The sequence below is a fragment of the Bythopirellula polymerisocia genome, assembly GCF_007860015.1.
Taxonomy (GTDB): Bacteria; Planctomycetota; Planctomycetia; order Pirellulales; family Lacipirellulaceae; genus Bythopirellula; species Bythopirellula polymerisocia.
The window spans coordinates 1-11,065 of record NZ_SJPS01000021.1 but is presented as its reverse complement, the minus strand read 5'-3'; the positions used below and the strand labels follow the sequence as shown (position 1 = coordinate 11,065).

The following is an 11,065-nucleotide window of genomic DNA, read 5'->3' as shown; positions in this document are numbered from 1 at the left end:
AGCGGGGTCTCGTTTTGTTGATGCCTTAATATAGCAAGAATCAATGATTATATCTATTCGTAAGGCTTAAGAATTAGCCTAGAAAAATAGAGAGCATAGTAGCTTTTAGTTATATTTTTTTAAGCTGCTCTGAATATTGATGATGAGAAAACACTATATTAATAGAGGGGTTAAGGGTGTTTTTCTAATAGATAGGTACTTTGATGGTCTGTCTCAAAACGCGGGGGCCTGCACTTATGAATATGAGTGTCCCAAAAGGATAGATATAGTTGGACCACCCCAGAATAATAACAATAAAAAATAATCACTCAACAAAAAAATAGTATTGCCACTACTCTTTAAGTATGGCTTTAATCTTATTCAGAAATCTTAGAAATCCATTAGTTATAATTGGTGATGGCAAGGTATTTAGTGATGCGGGTTGCCTTCTTCCTTTTCATCTGGGCTTACTTCATGGTCAATTTGTTTATCAACTTGTCCCTCTATAGGCTGAGGAAATCGGGTTACAGCCCACACAACAAAATTACACCAAGGCTCATCGGTTCTAATTCCATAATCTACACCAATAACATGAGCTGATTCTTTGTAGTCATCTAACTTCTCATTTGTAAAACAATAATTAGTAGTAAGTATGCACCAATCTCTCTTTTTTGTTGAATAGCGGCTCTCTCACCGCTTGTCAATGAAAATTGGAGATTCTTGGCCGAAAAAGTATTGACAGGTGGCCATTCCGTGGTTTAATAATTTTCAAGTTCGAGAGACAAATGCCCAGTCGACAGCATTTCCTAGCGAACTTCTGAAAAGCCTGTCATTCTGGCAGGAAAATCAACAGTTGTTTTTGCGCTATAAATGCGCGCCCTCTTTTAGCCGAATTTATCGGCGGAGGTTTTAACTTTTTTTAATTAGGAGAAAAAAATTATGAGTCTCACAGTTTGTAACATGTATCTATACGAGAATGAAATCGGGCAACTGCTCTCGGTTCATAGATATGCTGATCGTTTAACTATAAGGAGGTTGCAGGGCATTAAAAATAGTGCCCTAGAAAAACTCTCTGAAGAAAAGGAGGGTTCTGAAGAATGGCAAGACCATCTTTCAGTTGTTGGCAACCAGTTTGTTTCTTGTCATGGAATAATACTATGGGTAGAAGATGTCCCAGATTTCGGAATAATTGCTTTTATTATTGGGTACTTTCTGCCCCCTGAGAGTCTTCTCGATAAAACCGTCTTACACAATTGGGCCGTCGCTTGGACAAATGTGCGTGGTTTTAAGCTAGCTACAAACGTTGGTGAATCCTCAATTGTTGATAGAGTGTTTCCTGATACTAGTGCTAACGAAGATCAGGTTAAAAATTTTGTAATGATTGCACTTGAGCCAAATCCAGGTGAACGAGAGCTTAAGATACAAAAGAACGTTGAACTGGAGATGGCAGCTTAAATCGATGATGAGCCTGGTAAGTGCACTACCAGGTAAATCATAACTAGTGATTAGCCTTGCCCAATACTAAATGGGTCCAAAACGAGCAGTTTCAAACAATATCAACACACAATCCGAATAGAATGCAATCATCACTAATTTTTCTTTTGTTATTATTCCCCTCCCTTTCCGAACTTAGGGTTTTGGCTTGGAATGTAGAAAGCGGAAAACCAAGCGCAAAAGACCCGGCTAATGGCTCCGACCCCGCAACGATAGCTAACGAGCTAAAAGCCCTAAAAGGATATGACATAGTAGGATTATCAGAAGTAACACCATCAGCCGCCAAACTGTTTACTGATGCCCTGTCTGATAACTCAACTTTTCTTTCTGTTATATCTTCAACCGGCATGGATGATCGGCTTTTACTCGCCTTTAATTCTAAAAAGCTTGAATTGTTGTCAGCTTATGAGCTTCACAAATTTGGTGACTGGCAATTGAATTCTTTAGATGAAAGGGGAAGATACCGGCATAGGTCGCCCTTAGTTGCTGAATTCATTGATAGAAAAACAAAGATAAAATTCTTGGTGACACTGAATCACCTAGCACGGGGGGATGAGAAGGCCAGAGTCCGGCAAGCAATTGGCCTAAGAAAGTGGGCTGAGAATCAAACGTTGCCAATAATAGCATTGGGAGATTTTAATTTTGACGTTGCATTTGAAAACCTAAAGGGGAATCGGGCTTATGAAAGATTCATGGAGGGCAATGTGTGGCAATGGGTAAAGCCGGAATTGATAGATAGTAATTGGGCTGATACAGACCCTTTGTTGCCGCTTGAAAAAAGAATGGATCAATATCCGGATTCAATATTAGATTTTGTCTTTTTGGCTAACTCTAAGTGGCCAGCGAAATCATGGGTGGTCGTGAGGGAGGGAGATTTTCCCGATTTAGGAGAGACCAGCGACCACAGACCAGTGGGGGCAAGGGTATTTCTCCGCTGACACGAATCCATTGATGCATGCAAGCATTGAACCCGGAACTTGGTATGAGTCTGCTCCCCCCTCGTGGGGGGTTTAGTAGCGGCGGTCGATAAAACCGCCGCGTTCTCTGGGACTTCGTTTCTGCCGTCACTGTGCCACATCGACATGCTGAAGGAAGTTTGTTGAAATGCGGTATTTTCGACACTCCAACGTGGCAAGGACAATAAATTGGCGGCTTTACTCAGTGCAAAATTGTGCTCTTGGGAACTCCCGTTGGTAGAACTAGGATGTAGAATATGCAAAAGCTCCAGTTCTCCATTCTCGACTTACTAATCGGCACGGCCGTCTTTGCGTTTGGCTGTGCAGCACTGAGAGGTCATTCGCCTATTTGGGAATCTGCTATGGTTACCGGAACATTCGTTCTGTTGTCTCTAGCTTCATTTGGGGCATGTTACAGTGAGGGGCAGACAAGGTCTTTTCGAACGGCTTTTGCAATTGTTGGCTGGGTTTTCTTTATTTTGCCTCGCGTACCCAGCACCAAAGGCATCCTCTCCGGTTTACTTACCACCACTACCTTGTTCTACTCGCTCACGGAGCATCTTTGCCCCGAGGCCTTTACTAGGGACGCCAGTGGAGTCATAAACGGAGTCTCTGGAAAAATCGTTCATTCTTACTATGCAATCAGTGAATGTTTTACCGCTTTGATAGTCGGTCTATTAGGTGGGGTATTGGCGATTTGTTTACGAGCCAGAAGAGAATCGAGAATACGCAAACAAGGCATAGATGGAGATTAAACCATCATACCCGTGCCAAACCTCGGAACTTAGCCAAAGCTGCCGTTGGTGGCGGCGGTCGATAAAACCTCGGAACTTAAGGGGGGGGTGCGAAACTGCACAAGACGATGAAGCTGACGCAGATTTCAGCCAATGCTTTTTGGAGCTGGACGATTACAATATGGGCTATCGTCTTTCCAAAATCACAAAGCTGTAGAGCACTCCGTGGGAACCAATCACACAGAAGACCGGAAGCCGGACGAAGAGTCTTGGGGCACACCAAATGTCCGTGTAAATCGCAGGACATGGCGGTCACTTAACGTTGCCTACAGACTCCTTGGAAGACGGAGCGTTTCCAAAAGTTGGGCTCGTGCGTCCAATCCACAGATTGAATTCAACTTTGACAGTTTGACTCTCTCTCAAATTGGGTTGCGACAACCTGCGACGGAATTGAATCAATTAGGCCTTGGTCCGGCGGACGAATTCTATGGCGAAGGATGCCGAAGTCTGCACTACAATGATCTAGGTCTCTGGGTCACTTCCTCAGATACTACTGGGATTTACCACATAATGCTTAAGTGGTGGGAATGTGCGAACCCCCTTAACTTTGTCTCACGCGAGAAGCGATACAAACCCTTCGCAGGCAAGTGCCTTTTCAAAGGTCAACACGTCGAATTATGTAAGGAGACTAGAAGAGAATCTGTAATCAAGAGTTTTGGTGAGCCTACATGCGGTTACGACGAGGATGGTGTTTTGCAGATTGCCTACAAGGTTTCCGGCGGGGAATATGCTTTCATTTTCGAGGACTTCAAACTCGGCGATAGAACTCTCAGTGTAGTCGTAGTCACACCTTCTAATTAGTGTTGTTGCTCGCTTCTCGCGTCCCTGCAAATCGGCCAGTTATCGCTGAGACACGCCCGGAACCAAACCAAATTCGGTCTTCAAGGACTTTCCGTTTACGACGCGTCAGCGTGAACCTTCGAGGTAGGTTGCGGAGCTAGCCGTATCCAGCGGCGGCGTGCCAAACCCCGGAACTTGCCGCAACGCCACCCCACCCCCCCAAATGGGGGTTTGGTAGCGGCGGACGATAAAGCCGACGCGTCTTAACGATTGCTATCGCCGGTACATGGCTTGGTTATCCGAATGCTTGCACTACTGCTCCCCATCAGTCGGCCCGATCATCTTTACGAGCGTGGCGATATCAGTTGATTCAGAGAGAAACGTTGCCGATCCATCGGCTAACGCGACATAGGCGCCGCCGACATGGTCCGAGTAGATACCCGATTCATTGTCACGATTTATGCCAACATCAGGCCAGTTGAGACGCCAGTAAAAAGGGGCGCTTGCTGACCAACCAACTTGGCCGCCGTAATCCGCGGCAGGGTCGTCGTCTGTCACTTTAGGTCGTCCATCCACCATATGGAATGGACGTCCGCCACGCTCGACAACCATGATGGTGTTCGATAGCCCGTCAGTTACCTCATTGAACTTGCCTGCACGATAAGAAGCAAGGCCTCCTTCAAGTGTTCCGACGTCAAAGCGAGCTGGAACCCGTATCTCAGTGCCCGTAAACTGATTGCCGGCAAAAGTTGGCGAACCCCATATACTCCAGCGTATGTACTTTGGATTACCCCATAAATTTCCAAAAGGCGGTACTTCGAAAAACACATAGATACCTGCCAACCCATCGTAGTCACTACGAACAGCTTGGTATTTGTCGTCTCGCGATTGCCATTCATGTCGCATCCCCCATCCCATGCTCTCGGACGGCGATGCCCCGCTTGGGCAGATGTAGGGTGAGACAACGGTGGTAGCCACCGATTCGTTCACCTGATCAGTTGCCAGGGCGTGCCAGTCGATCGAATTATGGAGTGCGGATTGTTCGACGTAGGGCAGCAAGGCAGCACGCCATGAGTGCATGTGAAACAGATCCGGTTCTTCGATTGGATAAAGAAGGGATGTCCCATTGTAGGGGGAGGGCAGGTTGTTGTTGGCATTGTGAAACGCGTGCAAGGCTAGGGCAGTCTGCTTCAAGTTGTTTTGGCAATGCGTTTTGCGTGCAGCTTCTCGGGCTGCCTGAACCGCAGGTAGAAGGAGTGCTATCAACAATCCAATGATGGCAATGACGACCAGTAATTCGACTAGCGTCAATCCTTTACTGTTCGACTGCCTCATAGTTCAACTCCGGGTAGGAGGTTTGGATTCTTTCTATCTACACTCCATGCAGGTGTCCGTATTATATCGTTGTGCCTACGTGCGGACATAAAGTACTTTTCCAGCGGCGGAGTGCCAAACCCCGGAACTTGCCGCAACGCCACCCCACCCCCCCCAAATGGGGGTTTGGTAGCGGCGGACGATAAAGCCGTGAAACTGCACAGGCGAGGTAGTTGCTTGCCTCTACCGGTGGATTTTATCAAACACACTCCTTCCTATCGTGAAAGAAAACGGCCCACGAGTACGTTTGCACCTAGTTTGTAATGATGTCGCTCAAAACTGATGTTTTCACTATGTTTGATATGATGTCCAAAACCATCCACTTATCTAAAGTATCTGGAGTGTGCGGCGATGAATCGAATAACTCGACGCTTTTCTTTCGGACAAGCCCGTTGTGCACTCGGCCAAGTCGTGTGGAATTGTGGTGCTGTAATCACAAGCGGCCTATTGTTCTACTTGACAACATGCCCTTGCTTCGGCGTTGAAGACAAGTTGGTCAACGATAGCGAAGGAGATTTCTTTAATAATGTAATGGACGAAATGGCAAGCGAGAGAGCGAAAATCATTCGCGGAGTTTGCGTAGCCAATGGGAGTCGCACCTATACATTGCCCTCAGGCGAAGGAGATGTTTCTTCCGCTTCATTTTTCTGCTCATTTGATGTTTCCGCCGGGAACTTGCGTTTTGACCGTACCGAACCTCAAGTGCTGCTGGCTCGACGAGAGAAAGATAATGAGTGGACGGTCCAAGTCCAAAAGCCAAATGAAAGCAGGTTCATAAGAACCTTTGAGATGACTGCACAGTACTCTGCAGCCTCGCGAAGAATAGACAAGAAGCCACGAGATTTTCTGCCACGCAACCCTTCCGAGGTTCCGTTCGACATAAGGGCCGCAGGGGTATTGTCATGGCCGACCTTTCTGAAGGGCGAACGCGTTGAGGATATTCTTTCACAACTACGATGCGTAAGCCCAACTGACATAACAGAGAGTGATAGCGGCATAGTGGTCATAAATTGGAGCAACGCTCTACAAAAAACGTCCTTGTGGATTGATACTCACAACGGATTTACGCCCGTTAGATTCGAAGGGAGACAGCGGTCTACCCCTACCGAGAACTCAACCTGGATGGATGAACCAGTCATTCGGAACATAGTGTCATGGAAGAAAATCAATGATACTTGGATTCCGGTTAATTTTCTGTTCGAGAGTCGCCAGCCGTTTGTCCTTGACTCTAAAACGGACGACAAGATGAGTTATGTATTTGTGAAGTACGATGTTCAAATACAATGGTCTGCCGTAAATGAGCCAATTCCTTCCGAGCACTTCGACCCTTCTAAGTTGGACCTTCCGACGGGAACTTGGGTGGTCGAACACCGCCGCGAAGAACCTGTAGTTGAGCAGATAGTTGGAAGTGATTACAAGCTGCGTGGTTACTGGCCGATTGCAGAGAACCGAGAAGTTACGCCAGTGTATTGGATTGCAATTACCTGCTCGGCGATTGCGGTATTGTTATTTCTCATTGCAAGGAAAACATGGAAATCCACATGTATTGGCTGAATGTTCTGGCCTGATGGGGCGAAGTAACTTAACCTATAACTTTCATAACAGGTGGCACAGGAATCAAAGCTTTCCTGCTCGTTCGACCGCTGATGATGCATTTAGTCAGGTAGCCCTTATCCAGCGGCGGCGTGCCAAACCCCGGAACTTGCCGCAACGCCACCCCAGTAACCAGCCCCCACCCCCCCCAAATGGGGCTTTTGTAGCGGCGGACGATAAAACCGATGAACTTAGAGAGCCTGCCGTTATCTTCAGTCGTTGTGTACTCTGCCGACTCGATGATTCGGTTTTTGGAAAAAGAACCTACTGAAGTTTTTGGGTAGTCTTAGTATCTAAATAAGATGCCATTACTTCCATCAATTCGAAGATAATGACCCAGGTCTCCAGAAGAAGCATGGGTTTTAGAATTTGGTAGCTTGTCGAAAGAAACGACTTGAACCGCAGACCGTTGTGACGGTTTGTTGGGGACCAAAATCTCGACGGATTCTCGAACATTTCGGGTCACTTCTTTTTCTATCATGTCTTCAGAGCATCTGATCCCCTTGCTTTGCCGGTGACTTAGAACTGCTTCGTAATAGCTTTTCGGAATACTGATACAGACTGAGACTTTTCTCGGTACGAGTCCGGCTGTCGAAACTGTACTTACACTGGTAGGAACCATGTACTTCACGCTTACTTCATCTTGTGATTCCGACCTATTAGCTTGGGGGGTGTGTTTCGTTTCCTCAGCATCGAGACCCACTGTAGCCCCATTATTTTCCTCAATGGCACTAGTCTTAGTGACTTCAGATTCAGCCATCGGCTCTCCGTCAAACATCTCGCTTTTTGTCGTTTTATCCAGCTCTGTGGTCAGTTCAACATCAACGCTCACAACCGCTCCTTCTACAAATCTCAATGATTTCTCTATCTTCTCTTTCCAGTGCTGTTCGTAAAAAACTTTCCGGGCCACGTATGGGTCGTTCTGAATCACTGTGTCTTCTGCGAAAGAACTGTTCGACGAAAGAAATACAGCCAGACTGCAACTGAAGAGAGCACAGTTCGCCAATAAAGTTGACTTCATCTTGACACCTCATATGTCCATGCTGATGGTTACTGCGGGTTGAGTACTCGGTCCGCTTTATACAGTCATTCCAGATAACATGACAAGACAAACCATTAAGTTTCTTTCCCAGAACGATGAGTACCAATGCTAGCAGATTCTACAATTCTGAGTCCCGGTTAAATCCCTTGAGGTTTGAGTACTTTGAGCGGCATTCACGCTTTTACTGCCATCTACATTTCTAGCGGCGGCGTGCCAAACCCCGAAACTTGGCCGGAATCGATGTTTCTAGCGGCGGACGATAAAACCTCTGTACATGGTGGGGTAGTGTGACAAAGCTGCACGAGTCGATGAAGCCGATGCGTGTTAGCGTTCAATATCTGGGGCTGGTATACTGCGTCCCAATACAATACAATTAAGCACCGAATCGGCTTCACGTAGTTCTCAAAATAATGCAAACAACTCAGAACATTCGGTTTGCTCAACTTGACCGCGTCCTGGAGGCAGTTTTCAAGGATGGGAATCCCATTGTGAAGGAGGCCTATTCTGAATTCGATTCTCCGACCAAAACGTTTCTCGATGTCGATGCACTTCGGACTGACATGAGTTTCTCGCCCGGCCAGGAGAAGACATTCTTTTACTACGCAATCTACTACCCAGATACAAAGGGAACAGTCTCTGAAAGGAAAATTAACCTGAATCCCGGTGCGGTAGTCGGTCACAGCTATCGACATACTCAGGAGGGCTGGGGATTAATATTTCTGCAATGCGACTATAGGAAATTCCCAATAGTGAAATGTCGCATTGCCGTAAATTCTCCAGAGAGAGCAAGCAAATGGTCCGGCTCCTCTCCCGAAATGAGTTCGCCCGATTCTTGGGACTGGAAAATCGTTAGACGCCACGCTGGACGCCTAGTTAGATTGCTTCGCAAATTGTCCAAAGAAGTCGAGAATGACTCCGACAGACCCACCGCCAAGTGATTCCCCTCGACGCGTCGGAGTGCCAAACCTCGAAACTTCGCGAAAATACGTTAAAGAGCAGCATAGTATTATTAAGCAGGCTCTTGAGTCTCTAAAATCCCCTTAATCTTATCGAGAAATCTTACAAATCCATTGGTATGTAGAGGGCGATTGTTATCAAAGACATTCACGTTCTTAGTTTTGTAAAGTGATTCTGCAATCGCTGTTGAATCCATGCCCTTTTTCGCCAGCCGCTTTACTTTGATTTCGAGCGTGTCACCATTTGTAGGGAGCGGGCCATGTTTAACCCTAAATTTCTTCATGTCATATTCTTCTGGTCTCATTTAAACCTCCTTTAAGTCAGGCTAAAAAAAACCCCGGGAGAGTTAATAGGTCTCTTCCGGGGACAATTAAGGAGCAAGCGTAGCCAAACAATCTTGCCACTATATCATACACCTAATTTTCTCTATTTTGCTAAGCATAAAAAAACTCCGAGAAAGGGGGACCAATCTCGGAGCAAAGGAGGTTAGTAATCTTGGCAGAAGCTAACCTGTATTATAATACACCAAAACACTCACCAAATTTTCTTTAATTTTCTTTAATCTTTTCTTTGCTAATCTTCTCTATTAAATCCCAGTAGTTTTGGCTATCAACAGATGAAGATGAAGAACCATTATTTTTAAGATGTGCCTTGACCAATCTACAAAAGCTAGTGATATCTTCGATTTCGGCAGAGTACTTTATCGAGTTCAATAGTGTTTGTTCTGTTGAAAAAGCTTTCATTTAGATTCATCGTTAAAAAATACGGAGTCTTCATTTAGTAATATTTGGTCATAGCTTCCGTCACAAAATTGATGGAAAGTGAAGAGTCTATCTTTCGCTTTCTCAGCTGCGATTCTTAGTAGCTCAGCTTCTTTGCTCTGTTCTTGCCTAAAATATCCGTCACTAAATAAGTTTCTGAAATAAGCATATAAAGTATCTTCTTCTTTCTGCTTAGGTATCTCGTTAAATAACGATTGAAGCTTAAGTTTCTTTAGCTGAAGTTCGCTTAGCTTTAATATCTGTTCCGCTCTTATGCCATCATCAGCCACAGATTTAATAGATTGGATTCTCTTCTCTATCATCTGCTCTTCTGTTTCGAGCCCATTTAACCATTTCTCTATAAGGATTCTAACTTGTTCCAATACTGTCATTATTTGTCTATCTCCACATTTCCGATTAACTGTTTGATTTTTGCGAAATGTGTTGCTGGCCTATCATTTCGGCTTGTTATTAGTACATCATCTGGCCCCAATTGCTGAACAATATATCTTCCAGCGCGAATTTGCTTGCCATCTAAGTCTATAGGGTTGTTTCTAATGCGAATTGGTATGTCCACATAAGCCTCTGGATTTCGTACGCATAGCTTGGACACGCTCGATACAGTAGTTGTTAAATAATCCGCAATATCTTTTAGCCGCACTCCAAGCTTCATTAGAGTGTGTGAGACGGCTATCTTCTGCTTGGTTCTTATTTCTCTGATATTGATCTTACTTCCGCCCCATCTTTCGCCAGAAATTACTCTATAGATAGAGGTAGAATAATATCCATATCTTTTCGCTAAATCTTCTACTGAATATGCTCCAGTCTTAGCTAATTCTCTTATTTCTTCTGCAACCTTTTCTTGTACTTTTCTTGATTCAACAATCTTCTTAGTACTTCTTTTAGTTTCTTCTTTAGATTTCTTTTCTTTTTCTTTTTTCATTATTTTTATAACCCTTTTTCTATATCACGAAATCGACCACTAATATATGTATTACACCAAAAGTGAGATTTTCCCCGTTCTTAATAAGCCTCTAATTTTGCCAGAATGGAGATATGCGGGTCTTTTTGAATCTCTGTTAGATATGTGATAAGACTACGAAAATCTGATTCCTACTTAGTGATTTTGAAACAGTGATTTGAGACAGTAAAAACCAATAGTAATATGGGGTATTTTTTATCATTGCTATAGTTTGTGAATGATGGCTGCCCGCTGTTTTCTTACTAAAAGTACCGATTCAGGCTCTTCTAAAAAAAATAAAAAAAATATTCCCAATGCCGTTTTCTGGATGGTTTATTACAGGGAAAAAATTGATTTGGGGGAGGGATAAGAGT

Annotated in this window: 8 protein-coding genes; 3 read left to right on the top strand and 5 right to left on the bottom strand. The window is 44.7% G+C overall.

Annotation, left to right across the window (positions count from 1 at the left end; translation table 11 throughout):
- Positions 1–918 precede the first annotated feature (918 nt).
- Both Pla144_RS24235 and Pla144_RS24230 read left to right on the top strand, forming a co-directional pair.
- Positions 919–1,434, top strand: coding sequence for a hypothetical protein (locus tag Pla144_RS24235; protein WP_146453293.1), 516 nt, complete (start codon positions 919–921; stop codon positions 1,432–1,434).
- 122 nt (positions 1,435–1,556) lie between these two features.
- Complete coding sequence (locus tag Pla144_RS24230) at positions 1,557–2,411, top strand: endonuclease/exonuclease/phosphatase family protein (protein WP_146453292.1); 855 nt, start codon at positions 1,557–1,559, stop codon at positions 2,409–2,411.
- Positions 2,412–4,315: 1,904 nt separating this feature from the next.
- On the opposite strand, the gene Pla144_RS24225 is transcribed toward Pla144_RS24230, so the two are convergent.
- Positions 4,316–5,338, bottom strand: a complete 1,023-nt coding sequence (locus tag Pla144_RS24225) for a DUF1559 domain-containing protein (RefSeq protein ID WP_146453291.1) — start codon at positions 5,336–5,338, stop codon at positions 4,316–4,318.
- 390 nt (positions 5,339–5,728) lie between these two features.
- On the opposite strand from Pla144_RS24225, the gene Pla144_RS24220 reads away from it, so the two are divergent.
- Positions 5,729–6,931 carry a hypothetical protein gene (locus tag Pla144_RS24220; RefSeq protein ID WP_146453290.1) on the top strand — a complete coding sequence of 401 codons (1,203 nt, stop codon included), beginning with the start codon at positions 5,729–5,731 and terminating at the stop codon, positions 6,929–6,931.
- Positions 6,932–7,256: 325 nt separating this feature from the next.
- On the opposite strand, the gene Pla144_RS24215 is transcribed toward Pla144_RS24220, so the two are convergent.
- The 4 genes from Pla144_RS24215 to Pla144_RS24195 all read right to left on the bottom strand — a co-directional run bounded on the left by Pla144_RS24215 (position 7,257) and on the right by Pla144_RS24195 (position 10,673).
- Positions 7,257–7,901, bottom strand: a complete 645-nt coding sequence (locus tag Pla144_RS24215; RefSeq protein WP_146453289.1) for a hypothetical protein — start codon at positions 7,899–7,901, stop codon at positions 7,257–7,259.
- A 1,120-nt stretch (positions 7,902–9,021) separates the two neighbouring features.
- Positions 9,022–9,273, bottom strand: coding sequence for a hypothetical protein (locus Pla144_RS24210; protein ID WP_146453288.1), 252 nt, complete (start codon positions 9,271–9,273; stop codon positions 9,022–9,024).
- Positions 9,274–9,708: 435 nt separating this feature from the next.
- A complete protein-coding gene (locus tag Pla144_RS24200) occupies positions 9,709–10,122 on the bottom strand; it encodes a hypothetical protein (protein ID WP_146453286.1) in 414 nt (137 codons plus the stop codon).
- A complete protein-coding gene (locus Pla144_RS24195; protein WP_146453285.1) occupies positions 10,122–10,673 on the bottom strand; it encodes a hypothetical protein in 552 nt (183 codons plus the stop codon). Before Pla144_RS24195 ends, Pla144_RS24200 begins: the two co-directional genes overlap by 1 nt.
- Positions 10,674–11,065: the final 392 nt, after the last annotated feature.

What these genes read in the sequence shown, in the direction of transcription:
- Pla144_RS24210 (WP_146453288.1), bottom strand. Translation starts at nt 9,273, where the DNA reads ATGAGACCAGAAGAATATGACATGAAGAAATTTAGGGTTAAACATGGC.
- Pla144_RS24195 (WP_146453285.1), bottom strand. Translation starts at nt 10,673, where the DNA reads ATGAAAAAAGAAAAAGAAAAGAAATCTAAAGAAGAAACTAAAAGAAGT.
- Pla144_RS24230 (WP_146453292.1), top strand. Translation starts at nt 1,557, where the DNA reads ATGCAATCATCACTAATTTTTCTTTTGTTATTATTCCCCTCCCTTTCC.
- Pla144_RS24235 (WP_146453293.1), top strand. Translation starts at nt 919, where the DNA reads ATGAGTCTCACAGTTTGTAACATGTATCTATACGAGAATGAAATCGGG.
- Pla144_RS24200 (WP_146453286.1), bottom strand. Translation starts at nt 10,122, where the DNA reads ATGACAGTATTGGAACAAGTTAGAATCCTTATAGAGAAATGGTTAAAT.
- Pla144_RS24225 (WP_146453291.1), bottom strand. Translation starts at nt 5,338, where the DNA reads ATGAGGCAGTCGAACAGTAAAGGATTGACGCTAGTCGAATTACTGGTC.
- Pla144_RS24220 (WP_146453290.1), top strand. Translation starts at nt 5,729, where the DNA reads ATGAATCGAATAACTCGACGCTTTTCTTTCGGACAAGCCCGTTGTGCA.